Raw genomic sequence first — 21148 nt, 5'->3', positions numbered from 1 at the left:
ACGTCATGCTGATGTGCGCGACCGAGTTCGGCGAACTGTCCGAACCCTTCGTTCATGGCCGCGGCGCGTCCTCGACCATGCCGCAGAAGCGCAACCCGATCTCCAGCGAACTGATGCTCGCCGCGGCCATGAACGAAGGGTTCGGACAGTTCGCCGAACTCGGTCGCGCACATCAGCATGACGTCGGTGGCGATCTTGCCGAGCGTTCCGGTGATGAGGCCGAGCAGCGTCACCGCCTCCGCAATGCCGTCGCGCGCGACGTGCCAGGTGATCGGCGGCTGGTTGAGGCCGAGCTCCTCGCAAAACAGGCGCTGCATCTCGAGGCCGCCCTCGCCGACCGAGGCGAGCGTGCCGGCCGCCCCGGAGAACTCGCCGAGCAGGATGCGCGGCCGCGCCTGGCCGATCCGCTCGATATGGCGGTCGATCGAAGACAGCCAGATCGCGACCTTGTAGCCGAACGTCACGGGAAGGGCCTGCTGAAGATGCGTGCGGCCCGCCATCGGCGTGTCGCGATGCCTGGCAGCGAGGTCTGCCAGGATGCCGCGCAGCTCCTTCAAGTCGCGCGCGACGATGTCGAGCGCCGCGCGGATCTGGAGCACGTTGGCGGTGTCCATGATGTCCTGCGTGGTCGCGCCCCAATGCACGTAGCGCCCGGCCTCGCCGGCTGCCTCGGACAATTGATGCACCAGCGGCAGGATCGGATAGCCGACGATCTCGGTCTCGTGGCGAAGCCTGTCGAAATCGAGCTTGATGCTGCGCGAGGCAGCGTCGATCGCGGCGGCGGCATCCTTCGGCACCACACCGGCGCGGGCTTGCGCGCGGGCAAGCGCGGCCTCCGTTTCCAGGTAACGGCCGACCAGCGCCTCGTCCGAAAACACCGCCCGCATCTCGGCCGTGCCAAACATGTCGCGGAACAGGACGGAATCGAAAACGGTGCTCGCCATGGCGTTTCCCTTGATATGTTTCTTGCGGTCCATGTACGAACAAAGGTTGCCGGGACGCAAGGCGCGTGGTCAGCTCGCGACACCGGGTTCGAGAACCATGACGCTTGAAATCAGGCTGCTCACCTCCGCAGACGCCGCCCTCTATCGCGCAATCCGGCTGGAGGCGCTCGCAGCGCATCCCGAAGCCTTCGCCAGCACCTTGGCGCGAGAACAGGACAAGCCCCTCGCCTGGTTCGAGGAGCGCCTCACCACATCGGACGTGTTCGGCGCCTTCATCGACGGCGAGATCGTCGGCGTCGCCGGCTTCCGCCGGCAGGATGGTCCCCAGACCATGCACAAGGCCGATCTCTGGGGCATGTATGTGCGACATCAGGCGGGACGAGCCGGCGTCGGCCGACGTCTCGTCGACAGGGTGATTGTCCATGCCGCAAAGCACGTCGAAAAGCTCCAGCTGAGTGTTATGAGCAAGAATGAAGCGGCGCTGCGCCTCTACACGGCGGCCGGCTTCGTCGAATACGGCCGCGAGGTGAAGGCGCTGAAGCAGAACGGCCGCTATTTCGATGAAGTCCTGATGGAGTTGTTCGTCGACGGAAGCGACAAATAGCAAAGACGGCCCAGGTGGGGCCGTCTTCGCGTGACAACGATGATCTGCTCACGGCCGTCCGGGACGTGTTTGCCCCGCGATCAGCCGCAGCCACGCCGCCGCATGAAACGCGCTCATCAAAAGATACATCGGCACCATCCCGCCCAGCGACAGCCCGTGGCCGGCCGAACAGAGCATGTCCGCCGAGCCGCCGCCGAGCACGGCCGTCAGCACGGCCATGATGGCAAACGTCGGGGTCGCCGCAAGGCCCAGCCATCGGGCGAGGCGGGATGCGGCCTGCCTGCCGTCATGGCTGGCGCCGACGGAATGGACGCTGCTCATTGCGCGCCCTTTTCGCGGAGCGCGATTTCGCCCGCATCAGACACCTCGACCCACTTCTTGTCGGGCGCGGCGCCATCCTCGTAGCTGTCGTTCCAGTTCCACCATTTGTAGGTCGGCGTCTGCGGATAGCCGGCCGGCGAGTCCTCCCAGACCTCCTGGCGGCCGAGCGGGGTGATGTCGAGATAGTTCCAGGTGCCGCCCATCTGCTCGTCGCCACGGCTCTTGATCAGATAGGTGCGGAAGATGCGCGTCCCGTCGCGGAAGAACACGTTGGTGCCGTGCCACTCGCCGACGCCGAAATCGGCGTCGAAACTGTCGGTGATGGTGACCCAGGGGATGTTCCAGCCCATCCGCGCCTTCAGCCGCGCGATATCCGCCTGCGGCGCGCGCGAGGCGAACACGAGCGTGGTGTCGCGGGCGTTCAGGTGCGACACATGGGCGACTTGGTCGGCCACCATGGAGCAGCCGCGGCAGGCATGGTCGGGCCAGCCGAACACGCCGGGCTCGAAGAAGGCCCGGTACAGGATCAACTGGCGCCGGCCCTGGAACAGGTCGAGCAGACTGGCCTTGCCGGATGGCGTCTCGAATGCGTAGGTTTTGGTGACTTCCATCCACGGCATGCGCCGGCGTTCGGCGGCGAGTGCATCGCGAGCGCGGGTATGCGCCTTTTCCTTCACGAGCAGCAGCTGGCGGGCAGCCTCCCACTCCTCCGGCGAGACCACTGGCGGTGTCAGCATGGCGGGCTGTCCGTTGGTCGCTGCTTTGTTGGCTGATGTCATCATGGCTCTCCAAATCTCTCGCTCACCGCACATCGTCGGCCGCTGGCGATTTCTGCCACTAAGCGGTGGCGCGGTGGGAGTAACAAGTGTGGCGGGATTTTCATGGAGTCGCTGATCACGGCCGCCGCGCGGGCGCTCGAGGCCGGCGATCCGCTCGGCGCGCTGAACCGCGTCGCCTTGCGCAACGATGCGCCGTCGCTGGCGCTGCGCGGCATCGCGATGGCGCAGCTCGGCGATCTCGCCAAAGCCAAGGCGCTGCTGCGCAGCGCCGCCCGCGCCTTCGGGCCGCGGGAAGCGGTGGCGCGGGCGCGCTGCGTGGTCGCCGAGGCCGAGATCGCGCTGGTCTCGCGCGATCTCGGCTGGCCGGCCAAGACGCTCGCCGGCGCCCGCGCGACGCTCGCAAGCCACGGCGATCTCGCCAATGCCGCCCATGCCGGCCATATCGAGGCGCGCCGTCTGCTCCTGCTCGGGCGCGTCGACGAGGCCGAGCGGACGCTGGCCGAGATCAGCGCTTCCCCGCTGCCGCCGTCCTCCCTGGTGGTGCGCGAGCTCGTGCTCGCCGGCATCGCCATCAGGCGGCTGAAAACGACGGACGCGCGCGCCGCGCTCGACCGCGCGGGCGAGGCCGCGCGGCTGGCTAAAATCCCGGCGCTCCTCGCCGAGGTCGACGGCGCGAACCTCATTCTCACTACGCCGGCCGCGCGCCTGATCGCGCGCGGCAGCGAACATCCGCTGCTGCTGGGCGAGGTCGAGCGCCTCGCAACCTCGACCGCGCTCGTCGTCGATACGTTCCATCACGTCGTGCGCAGGCAGGGCACGGTTATATCATTGGGAACGCGGCCCGTGCTGTTCGCGCTGGCCCGCACGCTGGCACAGGCCTGGCCGGCGGATGTCTCGCGCGAGCGACTGATCGCCGGCGCGTTCGGCGCCCGGCACGTCGATGAGTCGCATCGCGCGCGCCTGCGGGTCGAGGTCGGACGGCTCCGCACCCAGCTCGAGCCGCTCGCCGACATCAACGCGACCAAGCAGGGTTTCATGCTGGCGCCGCGCAAGACGCGCGATGTCCTCGTGCTGGCGCGGCCGGTCGAGGAGAAGCACGCCGACGTGCTCGCCTTCCTGTCCGATGGCGAGCCGTGGTCGAGCTCGGCGCTTGCGCTGGCGCTGGCAACGAGCCCGCGCACGGTGCAACGGGCCCTCGACGAGCTTGCGCGATCGAACAAGGTGCAATCGTTCGGACACGGCCGCGCGCGCCGCTGGATGACCCCGCCCGTCCCCGGTTTCCCGACAGGCTTGTTACTCCCCGGATTGCCCCTGAAGACGTAAGGTCGGTCACCTCACAGGGATCAAGCACATGAAGCGTTCTGCCGCCGAGATCGTCAGGGAGTACGGCCCCTTTCCGGGCGTCGAGGCCGTGCATGGCGTCACCTATGACGGCGCCCATGTCTGGTTCGCGTCCGGCGACCGGCTGAACGCGATCGATCCCGCCGGCGGCAGGATAGCGCGCTCGCTCGACGTCGCCGCCCATGCAGGCACGGCGTTCGACGGCAGGCACCTGTTCCAGATCGCGGAGGACCGCATCCAGAAGATCGACGCTGCGACCGGCCGGGTGCTCACCACCATCCCGGCGCCCGGCGGCGGCGGCGATTCCGGATTGGCCTGGGCCGAAGGCTCGCTCTGGGTCGGGCAGTATCGCGAGCGGAAGATCCATCAGGTCGACCCTGATACGGGGACGGTCGTTCGCACCATCGAGAGCAATCGCTTCGTGACCGGCGTCACCTGGGTCGACGGCGAGCTCTGGCACGGCACCTGGGAGGGCGAGGACAGCGACGTCAGGCGGATCGATCCTGAAACGGGCAAAGTGCTCGAGCAGCTCGACATGCCCGAGGGAACGATGGTCTCGGGGCTGGAATCCGACGGCGGCGACCAGCTGTTCTGCGGCGGCGGCGCCAGCGGCAAGATCAGAGCGGTCCGCCGTCCGCGGCGCGGCTAGCCGGCGATAGCCGGGTCCCGCGATGTCGGTGTAAAGATATGGCACCGTCCCTCGGGAGACACCAATGACCGCGCTGACCACGCTGCTCGACGGCGGCAAATATTACGAAGCCCCGCGCTGGCATGATGGACGCCTCTGGTTCGTCGACTGCCTGGCGCGGACGCTGCTGAGCATCGACGCCGCAGGCCAATGCAGAACGCACGCGACGTTCGAGGACGACACGCCGTGCGGCACCGGCTTCCTGCCCGACGGCAGGCTGATCGTCCTGACCATGTTCCGCAAGCGCCTGCTCGTCTTCGCCGAGGACAAGCTCTCGCTTTATGCCGATCTGTCTGAGGTCGCGACCGGCGTCATCGACGACATGATCGTCGATGGGCTCGGGCGCGCCTATGTCGGCGACCTCGGCTTCAACTTTCCGCCTCCGCCGGACCGCGGCGCCGACGGGCGCATCATCCAGGTCGCAGCGGATGGCGCGACGCGCGTCGTCGCCGAAGGACTGCGCTTTCCCAACGGCATCGCGATCTCGCCCGACCACCGCCGGCTCGTCGTCGCGGAGATGGATGGCGAATGTGTCGCCGATTACGAGATGGCGCCCGATGGCAGCCTCAGCTTCCGTCGCAGGCTGCCCTGCGGCAAGGAGCCGGACGGCATCTGCCTCGACCATGACGGAGCGGTCTGGGTTGCCGCCTATTCCGAGGATGCTTTCGTCCGGATCGACGCCAGCGGCCAGCAGCTGCAGCGCGTCGCCGTCCCCGGCCGCCGCGCCATTGCATGCGCGCTCGGAGGCCCCGACCGGCGGACCTTGTTCTGCATCAGCGCCGCGACCTCGCATGAGGATCTCAGGCGCGGCAAGTCCTCCGCGCGGATCGACGCCGTTACGGTGGATGCGCCCGGCGCCGGCTACCCCTGAGATGCGGCTGCGAGGGTTTAACCTGTTTGCCGCAATTCCACCTCACCGGTGCGCTCTAGCGCCCACCTCGCCCGCCCTGTAAAATCCTCCTCGGGGCGGTTTGGGGGATTGATGCGTCTGACGTTGAACTTGAGGACTATCCTGATCGGCGTCGTGGTGCTCGCGGCGTCGTTCTTCATCAGCCTGAAGGCGATGGACTGGCTGTCGCCGCGCGCCACCAATTCCGCGCCGCCGGTCGCAGAGTTGCCGCCACTGCCGCCGATGTCCAAGAGCTCGATCGTGGTCGCGCCGGTGGCGATCGCGCTGTCGGCGATCCGGGACCAGGCCGAGAAGGCCGCGCCGCGCAACTTCGCCGGCAAGGCCGAGAACCCGATCTCGCAGATCCTGGAAAACGCCGATATCGGCTGGACCGCCGCCCGCGGGCCGATGTCGGCGACCGGCGACAAGGACGTGCTGACGATCTCGACGCCGATATCAGGCAAGCTGAACGTCACGGGGTCGCTGTCGGCAAAGGCGACCGGCGCGCTCGGAGATGCGCTCGGCAGCGTGCTCGGCGGCGATGCGGCCAAACGGATCGGGGCGGTCAACATCAAGAATCTGAACGCCAGCGCCGAGATCAAAGGCAGCGTGGTCGTCACCTCGCGCCCGAAGCTCGCCGCCGCCTGGCATCTCGAACCGAATTTGGGCGCGCAGGTCAATCTCGGCGACACCAACCTCAACGTCGCCGGCGCCAGGGTCAACGTGCCGGCACAGGTCAAGCCGCTGATCGACAAGACGGTCGGCGAGCAGCTCAACGTCGTCGCCGAGCGCATCCGCAACGATCCTGCCCTGCGCGACAATGCGAAGATGCAATGGGCCAAGGCCTGCCGCTCGATCCCGCTGCAAGGCAGCGGTTCCTCGGCGGCGCTGCCGCCGCTCTGGCTCGAGATGAAACCGACCCGCGCCATCGCGGCACAGCCGCGCGTCGACGCGCAGGCCGTGACGCTGCTGCTCGGGCTCGAGGCCGAGACGCGCGTGACCTCGACGCCGACCAAGCCGGATTGCCCGTTCCCCGACAAGATCTCCATCGTGCCGCCGACCGGCACCGGCGTGAGCATCGGCATTCCCATCGACGTGCCCTTCACCGAGATCAACAAGCTGATCGCGGCGCAAATGGTCGGCCACACCTATCCCGAGGACGGCTCCGGTCCGGTCGATGTCACCGTGAAGAGCGTCAACGTCGTCCCCTCGGGCGAGCGCCTCTTGATCTCGCTCTTGGTGCGCGCCAAGGAGAAGAAGAGCTGGCTCGGCTTGGGTGCCGAGGCGACCGTGCACATCTGGGGCCGGCCGATGCTGGACCAGGCGCAGCAGACGCTGCGGCTCGCCGACATCCAGCTCGCGGTGGAATCCGAGGCGGCCTTCGGCCTGCTAGGGGCCGCCGCCCGCGCGGTGGTGCCGCAGATGCAGCAGGCGCTGGTGCAGAAGGCGACGCTCGATCTGAAGCCGATCGCCGCCAATGCGCGCGAGAAGATCGCGGCCGCGATCGCCGATTACCAGAAGAGCGAGGACGGCCTCAAGGTCGATGCAAAGATCGACAGCCTCACTTTGGCCGACATCGCCTTCGATTCCAAGACGCTGCGCGTGGTCGCGGAGGCCGGCGGTACATTGAACGTGTATGTGACCAAGCTGTCGGGGATGTAGCGCGCCCCTTCACGTCCTCCCGCACCGCTGGCATTCTCGCCCGGGGGTGCTAAGCTGCTGCCCGCAGCCTCAGACGAGGTACGGGCAGCTCTGTGGTGGGACGCGAAGACGACATGGAAGCCGGCATGGTTACGCCCGCGCTGGTGCGCTTTTCCGGCATTCAGAAGACCTATGATGGCGAGCACCTCGTGGTGAAGAACCTCGATCTCGACATCCGAAAGGGCGAGTTCATCACGCTGCTCGGCCCGTCAGGCTCGGGCAAGACGACCACGCTGATGATGCTGGCCGGCTTCGAGGTTCCGACCGAGGGCGAGATCTACCTCAGCGACCGGCCGATCAAGAACATGCCGCCGCACAAGCGCGACATCGGCATGGTGTTCCAGAACTATGCCCTGTTTCCGCACCTGACGATCGAGGAGAACGTCGCCTTTCCATTGTCGGTGCGCAGGGTCGACAAGTCGGAAGCGCAGGCGCGCGTCAAGGCGGCGCTGCGCATGATCAAGATGGAAACGATGGCGCAGCGGCGGCCCGGGCAATTGTCCGGCGGCCAGCAGCAGCGCGTGGCGCTGGCCCGCGCCCTCGTCTTCAATCCGCAGCTCGTGCTGATGGACGAGCCGCTCGGCGCCCTCGACAAGCGCCTGCGCGAGCAGATGCAGCTCGAGATCAAGCAGCTGCACGAGACGATGGGCATCACGATCGTCTACGTCACCCACGACCAGAGCGAGGCGCTCACCATGTCGGACCGCATTGCCGTGTTCAACGACGGCATCGTGCAACAGATCGACAGGCCCGACGCGCTGTACGAGCGCCCCGTCAACAGCTTCGTCGCCAATTTCGTCGGCGAGAACAACGTGATCTCCGGCAGCGTCGAGACGATCGACAAGGGTTATTGCCGCGTCGCGCTGAAGGCCGGCGGCACCGTTACGGCCCGCGCGATCAACGTGTCGGGCGCGGGTGCCGCGACCTCGCTGTCGGTGCGGCCGGAGCGGATCGCCATCATCCCGGACGGCGCGTCCGGGGACGGTGCGAACCTTCTGCCGGCGAAGGTGCAGAGCACGATCTATCTCGGCGATCACGCGCTCGCGGTGCTCGATGTCGCAGACAATGCCGAGTTCATGGTCAAGCTTCAGCCGGGTGCGCATGACAGCCTCAAGCATGGCGAGAGCGTGTTCATCAGCTTCCGCCCCGAGGACTGCCTCGCCCTCGATCCCGTCTGATCCCGACGAACGATTTCAACGCAACGCAGATGAAGAAGGAACAAGAACCATGCTGAAGCGCAACATTGGCAAGATTGCTCTGGGTTTCGCCGCGGCGTTCAGCGCCAGTGCTGCGTTGGCCACGGTCGCACAGGCGCGTGATCTCACCGTCGTCTCCTGGGGCGGTGCGTATCAGGATGCCCAGAAGAAGGTTTATTTCGAGCCGTTCAAGCAGGCATCGGGCGTTGCCATGAACGACGAGTCCTGGGACGGCGGCGTCGGCGTGTTGCGCGCCAAGGTGCAGGGTGGCGCCGCCACCTGGGACGTCGTCCAGGTCGAGAGCGACGAGCTCGCCGTCGGCTGTGACGAAGGCCTGTTCGAGAAGCTGGATTATTCCAGCATCGGCGGCGAGGCCGCCTATATCCCGCCGGCCGTCAACGCGTGTGGCGTCGGCGCCATCCTCTACGATTTCGTGCTCGGCTACGACAAGGACAAGTTGAAGGACGCGCCCAATGGCTGGGCCGACTTCTTCGACACCAAGAAGATCCCGGGCAAGCGCGCCTTGCGTCAGGGCCCGAAGACCACGCTCGAGATCGCCCTGATGGCCGACGGCGTGCCGCCGAAGGACGTCTACAAGGTGCTCGCCACCGACGAGGGCGTCGACCGTGCGTTCAAGAAGCTCGACACCATCAAGGGCGACCTCGTCTGGTGGAAGGCCGGCGCCCAGCCGCCGCAACTGCTCGCCTCCGGCGAGGTGGTGATGACCTCGGTCTATAACGGCCGCATCGACACCGCGAACAAGAACGAGAAAAAGAATTTCGGCATGGTGTGGGATGGCGCGCTCTTCACTATCGACAGCTGGGTCATCCTGAAGGGCAGCCCGAACAAGGACGCGGCCTACAAGTTCCTGGACTTCGCCGGCAAGGCGGAGAACCAGTCGAAACTGTCGGAGAACATTGCCTATGGCACCTCGAACAAGGACGCAGCCGGACGGCTCGCACCCGCCGTGCTGAAGGACCTGCCGACGGCGCCCGACAACATCAAGAACGCGGTCGAGATCAACGTCGCCTTCTGGCTCGAGAACATCGACAAGCTGACCGAGCGCTTCAACAAATGGGCCGCGAAGTAGCGCGGCCACGCAAGGCTTCCCGCACGACGCAGGCAATCGCATATGGAATTCACGAGGACCGCTCGGGCTTGCTTCGCCTCTCCCGCTTGCGGGAGAGGCCGACGCGCTCGCAGAGCGCGGCGGGTGAGGGCTCTATCCGCACTGGGATATTCTCCGCAAATCTCGACAATCCCGACGCGGAGATACCCTCTCCCCAACCCTCCCCCGCAAACGGGGGAGGGAGCCCACTGCCGATGCCGCCGCAACGTGCACGCCATATGTGATGGCCCTACCCCATGACAGCAGCGTCCCTCACCGGCGCCAATACCGAGACCAACGTGCCGCTCAAGCGCCGCCTGAAGCGGGCCGAGCGCGCGCGGCAGCTCAAGGCGTTCGCGCTTGTCGGGCCGCTGCTGCTGTTTCTGCTGTTCACCTTCGCCGGGCCCATCGCCGGCATGCTGTGGCGCGCCGTCGCTGACCAGGAGGTGCGCCAGGTTCTGCCGCAAACCGTCACCGCGCTCGCCGGTTGGGACGGCAAGGACCTGCCGGATGAAAAGGCCTTTGCGGCGCTGGCAAGCGACATTCAGGCGGCACGCGCCGCCGGCACCATTGCGATCGCAGCCAAGCGGCTCAACTACGCCCAAAACGGTTTTCGCACCATCCTCACCAGCACCGCACGCAATCTGAAGGCTTCGCCGGAGCCGGGCACGGCCAAGGAGACGCTGGGCAAGATCAACGCGGCCTGGCGCGACCGTGCCACCTGGACGACGATCAAGGGCGCCAGCGGTCCAGTCACCAGCTTCTATCTTCTGGGAGCGCTCGATCTTGTCAGGAACGCAGACGGCGCGATCGTCGCGGCTCCGCCGGATCAGGCCATCTATCGCGACGTCTTCGCTCGCACCTTCCTGATCAGCCTCGCTGTCACGGCACTATGCCTGATCCTCGGCTTCCCGGTCGCCTATTTGCTGGCCGCGCTGCCGCCCGCCCGGTCGAACCTGCTGATGATCTTCGTGCTGCTGCCGTTCTGGACCTCGCTTCTGGTTCGCACCTGCGCCTGGATCGTGCTGTTGCAGAGCAAAGGTGTCGTCAACGACAGCCTGCACTGGCTCGGCATCATCGACGAGCCGCTGCGCCTGATCTACAATCGCTTCGGCGTCTGCGTGGCCATGACCCACGTGCTGCTGCCGTTCATGATCCTGCCGCTCTACAGCAGCATGAAGGCGATTTCGTCGGCCTACATGCGCGCCGCCGCCTCGCTCGGCGCGCCGCCCCTCACCGCCTTCTTAAGGATCTACCTGCCGCAGACCCTGCCCGGCATCGGCGCGGGAAGCCTGCTCGTCTTCATCCTGGCGCTCGGCTATTACATCACGCCGGCCCTCGTCGGCGGCGCGGCCGACCAGATGATCAGCTACTTCATCGCGCTCTACACCACCGAGACAGCCAATTGGGGCCTTGCATCGGCGCTGGGTGCCGTGCTGCTGCTGGCCACCGTTCTGCTCGCGCTTCTCTACGGCAAGCTGGTGCAGGGCCAGCAGGTCACGGGAGGGATGAAGAATTGAGCGACGCATCTTCCCTCCGTACGCCCAGCCAGCGCATCGCGTGGACCGCGACCATCGTCGTCTCCGCGCTGGTGTTCATCTTCCTGATCGCGCCGATCCTGGCGATCATGCCGCTATCCTTCAGTTCCAGTTCGTACCTCACATACCCGCTGCCCGGCCTCTCCTTGCGCTGGTACGACGACTTCATCCATTCGCCGCGCTGGATGAATGCGCTGAAGAACAGCATGATCATCGGCGTCGCCTCGACGCTGCTGTCGATGGTGCTCGGCGCGCTCGCCGCGCTGGGATTGGCGCAATGGAAGAGCCGGTTCAAGCCACTGGTGCTGGCTTTCGTGCTGTCGCCCGTCGTCGTACCGGGCGTCATCACGGCGGTAGGTCTCTATTTCTTCTTCGCGCCGATCGGCCTCACCGGCAGCTATCTCGGCCTGATCCTGGCTCACACCGCGCTGGCGACGCCCTTTGTCGTCATCACGGTCGGCGCGACGCTGCAGAGCTTCGACACCAACCTCGCCCGCGCCGCCGCCTCGCTCGGCGCTTCGCCGCTCGAAGCATTCCGCCGCGTGATCCTGCCGCTGATCCTGCCCGGCCTCGCGTCGGGCGCACTGTTCGCCTTCGCGACCAGCTTCGACGAAGTCGTGATCGTCCTGTTCATGGCGGGGCCCGAGCAGCGCACTTTGCCGCGCGAAATGTTCAGCGGCATCCGCGAGAACATCAGCCCGACCATTACGGCGGCCGCGGTGATCCTGACGACGGTGTCGGTGATCCTGCTTGCGACGCTCGAAGGCTTGCGCCGGCGCAACGAACGGCTGAAGGGCGGAGGCTGAACGGATTGTTCCTCTTCCTTCTCCCCTTGTGGGAGAAGGTGGCGCGAAGCGCCGGATGAGGGGTATCTGTCCGCGCAATCAGTGAAAAGCTGCACTCGCTGAGAGACACCCCTCACCCGTCTCGCCGCTACGCGGCGATCCACCCTCTCCCACAAGGGGAGAGGGTCAGAACACCGCCTCCACCTACTTATTTCTCAACCGTCCTCAAACCTCCGCGCCTTTGCTCCCACAACAGTTTGCCGCTACAACAGTCCTCGCAACAAACCCCAAACAACAAGGCTGAGGGAGAAAATATGCAAAAACTCATCACCGCGGTCGCGGCCAGCTTCGCCATCGCCGCAAGCTGCGGCACGGCGCAGGCGCAGATTTCCGACGACGTCGTCAAGATCGGCGTGCTCACGGATATGTCGAGCCTCTATGCGGATGCGACCGGCAAGGGCTCGCTCGCTGCCGTGGAGATGGCGGTCGCCGATTACGGCGGCAAGGTCGCCGGCAAGCCGGTGCAGGTGGTTGCCGCCGATCACCAGAACAAGCCCGACGTCGGCGTCAACATCGCCCGCAACTGGTACGACAACGACAAGGTCGATGCGATCTTCGACGTGCCGACCTCTTCGGTGGCGCTGCCGATCTCGGCGCTGACGCGCGAGAAGAACAAGATCCACATCAATTCCGGCGGCGGCTCGTCCGATATCACGGGCTCCGCCTGCTCGCCCAACACCGTGCACTGGACCTACGACACCTACGCGTTGTCGAACGTCGCCGGCAGGGCGATGGTGAAGCGCGGCGAGGACACCTGGTTCTTCGTCACCGCCGATTACGCCTTCGGCATGGCGCTCGAGCGCGACGCCGCCAACGTCGTCAAGGAGAGCGGCGGCAAGGTGCTCGGCGACGTCCGCCATCCGCTCAACTCGTCGGACTTCTCCTCCTTCCTGCTGCAGGCCCAGGCCTCCAAGGCCAAGGTGGTCGCGCTGGCGAACGCCGGCGGCGACACCACCAACGCGCTGAAGCAGGCGGCCGAGTTCGGCCTCGTCCAGGGCGGCCAGAAGATGATCGCGCTGCTGCAGGAGATCACCGACACGCATTCGCTCGGCATCAAGGCGACGCAAGGCCTGATCGTCACCGACGCGTTCTACTGGGACATGAATGACGAGACCCGCGCCTTCTCAAAGCGCTTCAACGACAAGGTCGGCCACATGCCGACCATGATCCAGGCCGGCCTCTATTCGGCGACCATGCACTATCTGAAGGCGATCGAGGCGATCAAAACCGACGAGGCGCCGAAGGTGATGGAGCAGATGCGCGCAACGCCCATCAACGATTTCTTCGCCAGGAACGGCAAGATCCGCATCGACGGCCGCATGGTCCATGACATGTATCTGTTCGAGGTCAAGAAGCCCGAAGACTCCAAAGGCGAATGGGACCTCTACAAGCTGATCGCGACCGTGCCCGGCGACGAAGCCTTCCGCCCGCTCGACAAGGGTAACTGCCCGCTGGTGACTCACTGAGAATATTCTCCCTCTTCCCGCCTGCGGGGAGAGGTGAAAGAACGAAACTCACGACAGCGCGCCCGGTGAAAACCGGGCGCGCTTCGTTTAGGCGTTTAGAAGCCCATTACTCCGAATACTTGAACTCGGGCATGTTCTTCAGCTCGTCCTTGGTCGCATTGAACACGGCGTGGTCAGGATACCACTTCGAGGACGAACTGGTCGTCGTGGTCTTGTTGTCGGTGCCGGTCGCAGCGCCGGTCGTCGTGGTCGCGGCGGGCTTGGCGTTCGGATTTGCCGGATTTGTGCCGGTGCCCGTATAGGCCACCGCCTCGTTGACGAATTTCAGCTTCTCATAGGGCACGGCCACGAGATGCTCGCCCATGCCGAGGAAGCCGCCGACGCCAATCACCGCGATTTTCACCGCGCCGCTCTTGTCCATCAGCAGGTCGTTGATCGAGCCGATGTTCTCGTTGGCATCGTTATAGACCTTCACGCCCGCCATCTTCGAGGCGCGCCATTCGCCCGACGCACTCGTCGTCGTGGTGGTCGCGGTGGGCGATTTGTCGGCGGTGGTTGTCGGGTTTTGCGCAAACGCGACGGTCGCAAGCAGAGCCGTGCCGGCAAGACCGGCGGCGATCGATTTCATCAACATCGTTGTCCTCTCCTTCAGCAGAAAACTTGTGCGGAGAAAACAGCGACGATCAGCAGCAGTTCCGTGGCTGCGGCAATTTCGTCGCACGGCTGCGCTGCATTGCGAGCAAGGTTACTGCGTCACCGAGGAACATTGCACTGTTCCCCGCCGACGATCATGCGCCCTGGGTAAAGCACGAATCGCGGCGAGGAACAGGCCGACCCGCGTCGCTCGGGTCAGCTCGTGTAGTCGATCAGAAGCGCGGAGATATCCGTGCTGCTCGCGCCCGCCGTACCGGTCGCACCGTAGGACGCGTTCGACGACGACTGCGATTGCTGCAGCGCCTGCAGGAACTGCTCGAGGATCTTCGCGGTGCTGCTGTCGGTCGAGCTGCTGCTCGTCGCGTCCGTCGACGAATCCGAGGAACCGTCATCCGACGGCGGCGGGCCAGGAGGCGGCCCGCCTGCACCCTTAGCGCCACCGGCCCCCTTGCCGAAGGCGGACTGAAACACGCCCTTCAGCTCGTCGGCCTGGCTCGACGTCAGCGTCCCGTTCGAGACCTCGTTCGAAATGAGATCGTCGATCTTGGATTTCAGTCCGTCCTTGGACGGCCTGCTGCCGCTCGACTGATCGCTGGACCGGCCCTGCTGAAGCGCCGTATCGATATCCTGCAGGGCGGTCGTGAGCGCGGATTGATCCGACGACGAGATCGTCCCGTCCGACACGTCCGATTGCAATTCCTGCTGCAGCCGCTGCAGCGGCGACTGGTATTGACCGGCGGAGGTCGCCGAAATCGAAGTCATGAGTGCACCATGGGTTTTTGCGGGGTTTCGTACGCGACTGCGCCACGCTATGGTTAACGGGCTTAACGAGATCTTGCCGTACGACGCCCGAGTCGTTGCCCCCTGTTGCGGAAATGCGATCGGAAACAAACTGAAACAAAAATCCTCGCCTTTTGGCCCGAATCTTGGACAAACAAAGCCCATGGCTATTCCCTCTCCCAACATTCTGGTCGTCGAGGACGACCGCGAAACGCGGACGTTGATTGCGAAATATTTGCGCAACAACTCCTGCAACGTCACCGCCGTGAGCGACGGCCGCGAGATGTCGCGTGCCATGGCCGACCACCGCGTTGATCTCATCATCCTCGACGTCATGCTGCCCGGCGAGGACGGCCTCACTTTGTGCCGCAAGGTGCGCTCGGAAGCACAGACGCCGATCATCATGCTGACCGCGCGCGGCGAGGACGTCGATCGCATTGTCGGCCTCGAGATGGGCGCCGACGACTATTTGCCGAAACCGTTCAACCCGCGCGAGCTGCTCGCCCGCATCAACGCGGTGCTGCGGCGTCAGGCCTCTGCACAGGCCGCAAGTTCGATCGAGGGTGCGTCGACGCTCGCCTTCGAGGGCTGGCGCATCGATTTGCGGCTGCGCGAGCTGCGCAATCCGGAAGGCGCGCGCGTCGCGGTCACCAGCGCCGAGTTCGACCTGCTCAGGACGTTCTGCGAACGGCCCGGCCGCGTGCTCTCGCGCGACAGCCTGCTCGACCTCACGCAAGGCCGCAACACCGGCTCGTTCGAGCGATCCATCGACGTGCTGGTCAGCCGCATCCGCCGCAAGATCGAGCCCAATCCGGCCGATCCCACCATCATCAAGACGGTGCGCTCCGGCGGTTACCTGTTTACGCCCCGGACGGAAGCCGTTACGACGCCCCTGAGCAACTGACGGGGTTTTTGAGACGATGAAGCCGTTCGGGTTCTTTCACCTCAAGGGCATCGGCGGGCAGATCGCCGTGCTGGTGCTGGCCTCGACCGTCGCGCTGCATCTCGTCGTCACCACTGCGTTCCTGATGATCCGGCCCGACCGACCGGAGACGCCGCCGGACGGCGCCCATCAACTGACCGATGCCGCGCTGCTGCTCGGCTCCGCCAGGCCGGAAGAGCGGCCGCGCCTGATCGCAGATCTTGCTCGCGCCTTTCCGAGGCTTGACATCGAGACGCTCGCACCCGGGACGGCTGTGGTCGTCGAGGACAATGAGAGCCTGCACCTGCGCGGGCTCCACCGCCATCTCGGCCGCGGCTACAAGATGGTGCAGCTCGCGCCCGGGGGCGACGCCCACCGCATCGGCGTGGAATTGCCCGACGGCACGATGATCGCGGGCCATGTCGAGAACGGCCCGCATCCCTGGTTGTGGGGCGCCCCGTGGCTGATCACGTTGATGACCGCCTTCATCTGCATCACCGTGCTCGGCCTGTGGGCCGCGCGCGCGCTCGCCGCGCCCTTGTCCGCCTTTGCCGAGACCGCCGAAAATTTCAGCCTCGACGGCACCGCCGAGCCGCTGCCCGAACGCGGCCCGGAGGAGATCCGCTTGGTGGCCCGCGCGCTCAACCGCATGCATGAGCGGATCGCGCGGCTGATGTCGGATCGCACCAAGATGCTGGCGGCGATCAGCCACGATTTGCGCACCCCGATCACGCGGCTTCGCCTGCGCGCCGAGTTCATCGAGGACGAGGGCAATCGCAAGCGCATGCTTGTCGACCTCGACCAGATGCGCTCGATGCTGGAAAGCGTGCTGTCGCTCCTGCGCAACGATCGCAAGATCGAGGCGGTGACGCTGGTCGACATCGCCTCGACGCTGCAGCTCATCGCCGACCAGTTCGGCGACATGGGCCATGTCGTGCACTATGACGGCCCTGCCTCCGCCACCGCCGCCGCGCGCCCCGACGATCTGCATCGCGGCGTCACCAACCTCGTCGAGAACGCGGTGCGCTTCGGCGCCGAGGTGACGATCCGCCTCGACGTGTCGGGCACCAGTCTCGTCATCGATGTCGAGGACGACGGCCCCGGCATTTCGGATGCGCGCAAGCAGGAGATGCTGGAGCCGTTCGTGCGCGGCGACGACGCGCGCACCATGGACGATTCCACCGGCTTCGGCCTCGGCCTGTCGATCGCACGCGCGATCTCGCTCGCCCATGGCGGCGAGCTGTCGCTGCACGACCGCCAGCCGCACGGGCTGATCGTCCGGATGCAATTGCCGATATGGCAGCAGCCGCGGCTCGCGGCGCAAGTCGCCGCTTAAGCCGCCAGCGGGATCGCCGATACGTCGAAGATCGCGATCGCCTCGAAGCGATAGCCGCAGGTGCGGCAGGTCCAGAGATAGGAGATCCGTCCCTCGCCCGGCTCGATCCAGTCGGGCTGCGCGATCGGCGCGCCGCACTGGGCACATGGGTTCTGGGTGGGGATTTCGCCGCCGTGAGTGTCGACCATGGTTGCTGTTGGCACCGCTGCTTTCGTCATGGCACCTCTCCCGATTCGCGAGGGCTTCATACTCGCTTTCGCGCGCCGGGGCGAATAGACAGGCTTGCTGCCGCGAGCTGCCCGCCTGAGGGAACTCGTGCGTCAGCATCGGGTCGCCCACACCGGCCCGGCGCCGCAAAAGCGGCAAGGGCGGCGTTTGGTCACATCATCGCCGCGTTCGGCAGGCCTAACGGCCGCCGGGTGCAGCTCACTCAGGCATTCCGGGATTTGAGATGAAAATCTTACGCATCGCCGCGCTGCTCGCGGCCGGATCGGTGTCATCACTGGTGACGTCGCAGGCCGCAATCGCAGGCCAGGCCGACTATGCCGAAATGGTCGCGATGCACGCGCGCGCCAACGGCGTGCCGGAGGCGCTGGTGCATCGCGTCATCATGCGCGAGAGCCGCTATCAGCCGGCCCTGGTCGGCCATGGCGGCACCATCGGCCTCATGCAGATCAAGCTCGCGACCGCCCGCGGCCTCGGCTACACCGGCGATGCAAGCGGCCTGCGCGACCCCAACACCAACCTCACCTATGCCGTGAAGTACCTCGCCGGCGCCTATCACGCCGCCAATGGCGATCACGACCGAGCCGTGCGTTATTTCGCGGGCGGCTATTACTACGCTGCAAAGCGGCAGCGTCAGGAGATGCTGCAACAGGCGAGCTTCGAGCCCCAGCTGGAGCCATCAGGCAATCCACAGCCGATGTTCGGCGCAGCGCGGCAACGCAAGCTCGCCCACGAGGTCCGCAACGCGCGCGCTCAGGTTCCGGGCGGCATACGTTGACCAGCCTGCCCCACTAGCCTACATTAGAGCCGTTCCGAGGGGTGCTCCGAGGAGGAGCTGAGATACCGCTAAATGGGCAATACCGCCCAGGACCGCGGTGACCCTTTGAACCTGATCCGGGTCATGCCGGCGAAGGGACAGGGATGTTGCAGACCACCAAGCGACCGGATTCCCCGGTATCCATCATCGGCGCAGGCATCGCAGGGGCCTGGCAGGCGCTGCTGTTCGCGCAGGCCGGCCACACCGTGACGCTCCACGAGCGTGGTGACGCCGCCATGACCGACGCCACCAGCCACTGGGCCGGCGGCATGCTCGCGCCCTATTGCGAGGCGGAAATCGCCGAGCCCATCATCAGCCGGCTCGGCCTGCGCTCGCTCGACATCTGGCGCCGCGAGCTGCCCGATGCGCCCTTCAACGGCTCGCTCGTCGTGGCGCATCCGCGCGAGCGCAACGACTTCGAACGCTTCGCTCGAATGACCGAGGGCCACCGGCGGCTCGATGCCGCGAGCCTTGCGGAGCTCGAGCCGTCGCTGGAGGGCCGCTTCCGCGATGCGCTGTTCTTCCCCACTGAAGGCCATGTCGAGCCGCGCCGCGTGCTGCCGAAGCTGCATGAGCGCATCAGGGCCGCCGGCGGCACCATCAAGTTCGGCAGCGATGTCACGAAGGAAGACATTGACGGCATCGTCATCGACTGCCGCGGCATCGCTGCGCGCGACGAGCAGCCGAACTTGCGCGGCGTCAAGGGCGAGATGATCCTGATCGAGACCTCCGAGGTGCAGCTTGCGCGTCCGGTGCGGCTGATCCATCCGCGCTGGCCGCTCTACGTGATCCCGCGCGAGGATAACATGTTCATGCTGGGCGCGACCTCGATCGAGGCCGAGGACACCGGCGTTTCCGTCCGCTCGGCGCTGGAGCTGCTCGGCGCCGCCTACACGGTGCACCCGGCCTTTGGCGAGGCCCGCATCGTCGAATTAGGCTCCGGCCTGCGCCCGGCCTTTCCCGACAATTTGCCGCGCATCGGCGTGCGCGGCGGCAAGATCAGCGTCAACGGGCTCTACCGCCACGGCTTCCTGATCGCCCCCGCGCTGGCCGAGCTGACGCTCGCTTTCGTCGAGCGCGGCCAGATCGACAACGAGGTGATGCAATGCGGGTGATCGTGCAATGCTTGTAATCGTCAACGGCGAGCAGCGCGAGATCAGTTCAGCGAGCGTCGATGCACTGCTCTCCGAGCTCGACTACGAGGGCACGCATTACGCCATCGCGCTGAACTACGACGTCGTGCCCAAGAGCCGCTGGGCCGAGACGAGCCTGAAGGCCGGCGACGAGATCGAGATCATCACGCCGCGGCAGGGAGGGTGAGGTGATGCCTACCGCCACGAACTCCGCCGTCATCCCCGCGCGAGCGCGCAGCGCTCGTCGCTGGAGGTGCGAGCCGTCTTCGGCTCGCCTCGAAGGATGGCCGCGCACACCTCTGTCATCCTTCGAGGCGCGCAAGAGCGCGCACCTCAGGATGACGGCCCGCGCCTGTTGCCTGCAAGGAAATTAGGACATGGTGACCTTCTACGGCAAAACCTTCGCCTCCCGCCTGCTCATCGGCAGCGCGCTCTATCCCTCGCCTGCGATCATGCAGTCGGCGATCCGCGCCTCGGGCGCGAACATCGTCACCGTCTCGCTGCGCCGCGAATCCGCCGGCGGCAAGACCGGGGACGCGTTCTGGAAGCTGATCCGCGAGCTCGACGTCTCCGTGCTGCCGAACACCGCCGGCTGCCGCACCGTGCGCGAGGCCGTGACCACCGCAAAGCTCGCGCGCGAATTGTTCGGCACGGGCTGGATCAAGCTCGAGGTCATCGCCGACAACGACACGCTGCAGCCGGACGTGGTCGGCCTCGTCGAAGCCGCCACCATCCTGATCAAGGACGGGTTTGAAGTGTTTCCTTATTGCACCGAGGACCTCTCGGTCGCCAATCGCCTGGTCGATGCCGGCTGCAAGGTGGTGATGCCGTGGGCCGCGCCGATCGGCAGCGCCAAAGGCATCATCAACCGCGACGCCTTGAAGCTCTTGCGTGAGCGCCTGCCCGACATCACGCTGGTGGTCGACGCCGGCCTCGGCGCACCGAGCCACGCGGCCGAAGCGCTCGAGCTCGGCTATGACGCCGTGCTGCTCAACACCGCGATTGCAAAAGCCGCCGATCCCGTCGCGATGGCCAACGCCTTCCGCCTCGGCTGCGAGGCCGGCCGTACCGCATTTGAGGCCGGGCTGATGAACGCCCGCGACTTCGCCTCTCCGTCCACCCCTGTCGTTGGGACCCCGTTCTGGCATGCCGTATCCTGATCGCTTCTATCCCGTGGTCGACAGCCTGGCGTGGGTCGAGCGCCTGACCGAGCTCGGCGTCGGTACCATTCAGCTGCGCGCGAAGAATCTGAACGACGCCGAAGCGCTGCAGATCGTCACCGAAGCGCTGGCGATCACGCAAGGGACGCAAGCCAAGCTGGTCGTGAACGACTATTGGCGCGCGGCGATCGTCGCCGGTGCCAAATATCTGCATCTCGGCCAGGAGGACCTCGCCGAGGCCGACCTCAAGGCGATCCGCGAGGCCGGCCTCTCGCTCGGCATCTCCACCCATGACGACGCCGAGCTTGCGACCGCGCTCGAAGCCAAGCCAGATTATGTCGCCCTCGGCCCGATCTTCTTCACCACGCTGAAATCGATGCGCTTCGAGCCGCAGGGCATTCCCAAGATCACGGAATGGAAGAAGCGCATCGGCGCCATCCCGCTGGTTGCGATCGGCGGCATCAAGTTCGAGCACGCCGCGGAGATCTTTGCCGCGGGCGCAGATTCGATCGCCGTGGTGTCCGACGTCACCCAGAACGCCGACCCCGATGCCCGCGTGCGGCAGTGGCTAGGCGAGTCAAGGGAGGCGGCGTGACCGAAACTCTCTCCGCTCGTCATTGCGAGCGCAGCGAAGCAATCCAGAGTCCCTCCACGGAGACAGTCTGGATTGCTTCGTCGCAAGGGCTCCTCGCAATGACGGA

General features: G+C 66.0%; 22 protein-coding genes, 2 pseudogenes and 1 riboswitch. Of the genes and pseudogenes, 18 read left to right on the top strand and 6 right to left on the bottom strand.

Annotated features, from left to right (window positions below; genetic code table 11):
* Positions 1-5: 5 nt before the first annotated feature.
* A pseudogene (locus tag G8O24_RS46415) lies at positions 6-71 on the top strand (hypothetical protein); the annotation flags it as partial.
* Positions 72-119: 48 nt separating this feature from the next.
* On the opposite strand, the pseudogene G8O24_RS37195 reads toward G8O24_RS46415, so the two are convergent.
* A pseudogene (locus G8O24_RS37195) lies at positions 120-944 on the bottom strand (lyase family protein); the annotation flags it as partial.
* 97 nt (positions 945-1041) lie between these two features.
* Between G8O24_RS37195 and G8O24_RS37190 the strand changes: the two are divergent.
* Positions 1042-1548 carry a GNAT family N-acetyltransferase gene (locus tag G8O24_RS37190; RefSeq protein WP_188107489.1) on the top strand — a complete coding sequence of 169 codons (507 nt, stop codon included), beginning with the start codon at positions 1042-1044 and terminating at the stop codon, positions 1546-1548.
* Between the two features lie 48 nt (positions 1549-1596).
* Here the strand turns inward: G8O24_RS37190 and G8O24_RS37185 are convergent, their stop codons facing one another.
* Positions 1597-1869 carry a hypothetical protein gene (locus tag G8O24_RS37185; RefSeq protein ID WP_188107488.1) on the bottom strand — a complete coding sequence of 91 codons (273 nt, stop codon included), beginning with the start codon at positions 1867-1869 and terminating at the stop codon, positions 1597-1599.
* A complete protein-coding gene (locus tag G8O24_RS37180; RefSeq protein WP_188107487.1) occupies positions 1866-2651 on the bottom strand; it encodes a DUF899 domain-containing protein in 786 nt (261 codons plus the stop codon). The genes G8O24_RS37185 and G8O24_RS37180 overlap by 4 nt, the downstream gene beginning before the upstream one ends.
* Positions 2652-2750: 99 nt before the next feature.
* Here G8O24_RS37180 and G8O24_RS37175 point away from each other — a divergent pair, with 99 nt between their 5' ends.
* The 9 genes from G8O24_RS37175 to G8O24_RS37135 all read left to right on the top strand — a co-directional run bounded on the left by G8O24_RS37175 (position 2751) and on the right by G8O24_RS37135 (position 13420).
* A complete protein-coding gene (locus tag G8O24_RS37175; RefSeq protein WP_188107486.1) occupies positions 2751-3971 on the top strand; it encodes a winged helix-turn-helix domain-containing protein in 1221 nt (406 codons plus the stop codon).
* 28 nt (positions 3972-3999) lie between these two features.
* On the top strand, positions 4000-4638 hold the full coding sequence (locus G8O24_RS37170; protein ID WP_188107485.1) for a Vgb family protein: 639 nt from the start codon (positions 4000-4002) through the stop codon (positions 4636-4638).
* 64 nt (positions 4639-4702) lie between these two features.
* The gene (locus G8O24_RS37165; RefSeq protein ID WP_188107484.1) at positions 4703-5548 is read left to right on the top strand and encodes an SMP-30/gluconolactonase/LRE family protein; all 846 of its coding nucleotides are present in this window, start codon (positions 4703-4705) and stop codon (positions 5546-5548) included.
* 111 nt (positions 5549-5659) lie between these two features.
* The gene (locus tag G8O24_RS37160) at positions 5660-7228 is read left to right on the top strand and encodes a DUF4403 family protein (protein ID WP_188107483.1); all 1569 of its coding nucleotides are present in this window, start codon (positions 5660-5662) and stop codon (positions 7226-7228) included.
* 113 nt (positions 7229-7341) lie between these two features.
* Complete coding sequence (locus G8O24_RS37155; protein WP_188107492.1) at positions 7342-8445, top strand: ABC transporter ATP-binding protein; 1104 nt, start codon at positions 7342-7344, stop codon at positions 8443-8445.
* Positions 8446-8494: 49 nt separating this feature from the next.
* On the top strand, positions 8495-9553 hold the full coding sequence (locus G8O24_RS37150) for an ABC transporter substrate-binding protein (protein WP_188107482.1): 1059 nt from the start codon (positions 8495-8497) through the stop codon (positions 9551-9553).
* Between the two features lie 275 nt (positions 9554-9828).
* Positions 9829-11091, top strand: coding sequence for an ABC transporter permease (locus tag G8O24_RS37145; RefSeq protein ID WP_188107481.1), 1263 nt, complete (start codon positions 9829-9831; stop codon positions 11089-11091).
* The gene (locus tag G8O24_RS37140) at positions 11088-11915 is read left to right on the top strand and encodes an ABC transporter permease (protein ID WP_188107480.1); all 828 of its coding nucleotides are present in this window, start codon (positions 11088-11090) and stop codon (positions 11913-11915) included. Before G8O24_RS37145 ends, G8O24_RS37140 begins: the two co-directional genes overlap by 4 nt.
* Before the next feature lie 293 nt (positions 11916-12208).
* Positions 12209-13420: an ABC transporter substrate-binding protein gene (locus G8O24_RS37135; protein ID WP_188107479.1), complete on the top strand. Its 1212-nt coding sequence runs from the start codon at positions 12209-12211 to the stop codon at positions 13418-13420.
* A gap of 106 nt (positions 13421-13526) precedes the next feature.
* Here G8O24_RS37135 and G8O24_RS37130 read toward each other — a convergent pair whose 3' ends face one another.
* Together G8O24_RS37130 and G8O24_RS37125 are read right to left on the bottom strand one after the other, a co-directional pair.
* Entirely contained in the window at positions 13527-14054 is a 528-nt protein-coding gene (locus G8O24_RS37130) for a PRC-barrel domain-containing protein (RefSeq protein WP_188107478.1), read from the bottom strand.
* Positions 14055-14269: 215 nt separating this feature from the next.
* On the bottom strand, positions 14270-14836 hold the full coding sequence (locus G8O24_RS37125; protein ID WP_188107477.1) for a hypothetical protein: 567 nt from the start codon (positions 14834-14836) through the stop codon (positions 14270-14272).
* Between the two features lie 181 nt (positions 14837-15017).
* Between G8O24_RS37125 and G8O24_RS37120 the strand changes: the two genes are divergently transcribed.
* On the top strand, positions 15018-15758 hold the full coding sequence (locus tag G8O24_RS37120) for a response regulator (protein ID WP_188107476.1): 741 nt from the start codon (positions 15018-15020) through the stop codon (positions 15756-15758).
* Between the two features lie 16 nt (positions 15759-15774).
* Positions 15775-17112, top strand: a complete 1338-nt coding sequence (locus G8O24_RS37115; protein ID WP_188107475.1) for an ATP-binding protein — start codon at positions 15775-15777, stop codon at positions 17110-17112.
* Here the strand turns inward: G8O24_RS37115 and G8O24_RS37110 are convergent.
* Positions 17109-17330: a hypothetical protein gene (locus G8O24_RS37110; protein WP_244646238.1), complete on the bottom strand. Its 222-nt coding sequence runs from the start codon at positions 17328-17330 to the stop codon at positions 17109-17111. The genes G8O24_RS37115 and G8O24_RS37110 overlap by 4 nt on opposite strands.
* 233 nt (positions 17331-17563) lie before the next feature.
* Between G8O24_RS37110 and G8O24_RS37105 the strand changes: the two genes are divergently transcribed.
* From G8O24_RS37105 to G8O24_RS37085, 5 genes are all read left to right on the top strand, one after another.
* Positions 17564-18115, top strand: a complete 552-nt coding sequence (locus G8O24_RS37105; protein WP_188107474.1) for a lytic transglycosylase domain-containing protein — start codon at positions 17564-17566, stop codon at positions 18113-18115.
* Between the two features lie 27 nt (positions 18116-18142).
* Positions 18143-18271: riboswitch (TPP riboswitch) on the top strand.
* Positions 18259-19269 (top strand): FAD-dependent oxidoreductase, encoded by a 1011-nt coding sequence (locus G8O24_RS37100; RefSeq protein ID WP_188107473.1) that lies wholly within the window; start codon positions 18259-18261, stop codon positions 19267-19269. Its footprint overlaps the riboswitch before it by 13 nt.
* Positions 19270-19276: 7 nt before the next feature.
* Entirely contained in the window at positions 19277-19474 is a 198-nt protein-coding gene (gene thiS / locus G8O24_RS37095) for a sulfur carrier protein ThiS (protein WP_188107472.1), read from the top strand.
* Between the two features lie 190 nt (positions 19475-19664).
* Positions 19665-20447, top strand: a complete 783-nt coding sequence (locus tag G8O24_RS37090; protein ID WP_188107471.1) for a thiazole synthase — start codon at positions 19665-19667, stop codon at positions 20445-20447.
* The gene (locus G8O24_RS37085) at positions 20434-21042 is read left to right on the top strand and encodes a thiamine phosphate synthase (RefSeq protein WP_188107470.1); all 609 of its coding nucleotides are present in this window, start codon (positions 20434-20436) and stop codon (positions 21040-21042) included. The genes G8O24_RS37090 and G8O24_RS37085 overlap by 14 nt, the downstream gene beginning before the upstream one ends.
* Positions 21043-21148: the final 106 nt, after the last annotated feature.

The sequence above is a fragment of the Bradyrhizobium campsiandrae genome (genome assembly GCF_014529705.1).
Lineage (GTDB): Bacteria > Pseudomonadota > Alphaproteobacteria > Rhizobiales > Xanthobacteraceae > Bradyrhizobium > Bradyrhizobium campsiandrae.
Note: the sequence above shows the minus strand (reverse complement) of the source record. Positions and strands in the feature narration are given on the sequence as shown.

Bases quoted from the DNA above. Each gene is read 5' to 3' on its own strand.
- G8O24_RS37130 (WP_188107478.1), bottom strand. From the start codon at position 14,054: ATGTTGATGAAATCGATCGCCGCCGGTCTTGCCGGCACGGCTCTGCTT.
- thiS (WP_188107472.1), top strand. From the start codon at position 19,277: ATGCTTGTAATCGTCAACGGCGAGCAGCGCGAGATCAGTTCAGCGAGC.
- G8O24_RS37125 (WP_188107477.1), bottom strand. From the start codon at position 14,836: ATGACTTCGATTTCGGCGACCTCCGCCGGTCAATACCAGTCGCCGCTG.
- G8O24_RS37175 (WP_188107486.1), top strand. From the start codon at position 2,751: ATGGAGTCGCTGATCACGGCCGCCGCGCGGGCGCTCGAGGCCGGCGAT.
- G8O24_RS37100 (WP_188107473.1), top strand. From the start codon at position 18,259: ATGTTGCAGACCACCAAGCGACCGGATTCCCCGGTATCCATCATCGGC.
- G8O24_RS37160 (WP_188107483.1), top strand. From the start codon at position 5,660: ATGCGTCTGACGTTGAACTTGAGGACTATCCTGATCGGCGTCGTGGTG.
- G8O24_RS37180 (WP_188107487.1), bottom strand. From the start codon at position 2,651: ATGATGACATCAGCCAACAAAGCAGCGACCAACGGACAGCCCGCCATG.
- G8O24_RS37190 (WP_188107489.1), top strand. From the start codon at position 1,042: ATGACGCTTGAAATCAGGCTGCTCACCTCCGCAGACGCCGCCCTCTAT.
- G8O24_RS37150 (WP_188107482.1), top strand. From the start codon at position 8,495: ATGCTGAAGCGCAACATTGGCAAGATTGCTCTGGGTTTCGCCGCGGCG.
- G8O24_RS37115 (WP_188107475.1), top strand. From the start codon at position 15,775: ATGAAGCCGTTCGGGTTCTTTCACCTCAAGGGCATCGGCGGGCAGATC.
- G8O24_RS37135 (WP_188107479.1), top strand. From the start codon at position 12,209: ATGCAAAAACTCATCACCGCGGTCGCGGCCAGCTTCGCCATCGCCGCA.
- G8O24_RS37110 (WP_244646238.1), bottom strand. From the start codon at position 17,330: ATGACGAAAGCAGCGGTGCCAACAGCAACCATGGTCGACACTCACGGC.
- G8O24_RS37155 (WP_188107492.1), top strand. From the start codon at position 7,342: ATGGAAGCCGGCATGGTTACGCCCGCGCTGGTGCGCTTTTCCGGCATT.
- G8O24_RS37165 (WP_188107484.1), top strand. From the start codon at position 4,703: ATGACCGCGCTGACCACGCTGCTCGACGGCGGCAAATATTACGAAGCC.
- G8O24_RS37120 (WP_188107476.1), top strand. From the start codon at position 15,018: ATGGCTATTCCCTCTCCCAACATTCTGGTCGTCGAGGACGACCGCGAA.
- G8O24_RS37170 (WP_188107485.1), top strand. From the start codon at position 4,000: ATGAAGCGTTCTGCCGCCGAGATCGTCAGGGAGTACGGCCCCTTTCCG.
- G8O24_RS37085 (WP_188107470.1), top strand. From the start codon at position 20,434: ATGCCGTATCCTGATCGCTTCTATCCCGTGGTCGACAGCCTGGCGTGG.
- G8O24_RS37145 (WP_188107481.1), top strand. From the start codon at position 9,829: ATGACAGCAGCGTCCCTCACCGGCGCCAATACCGAGACCAACGTGCCG.
- G8O24_RS37105 (WP_188107474.1), top strand. From the start codon at position 17,564: ATGAAAATCTTACGCATCGCCGCGCTGCTCGCGGCCGGATCGGTGTCA.
- G8O24_RS37185 (WP_188107488.1), bottom strand. From the start codon at position 1,869: ATGAGCAGCGTCCATTCCGTCGGCGCCAGCCATGACGGCAGGCAGGCC.
- G8O24_RS37090 (WP_188107471.1), top strand. From the start codon at position 19,665: ATGGTGACCTTCTACGGCAAAACCTTCGCCTCCCGCCTGCTCATCGGC.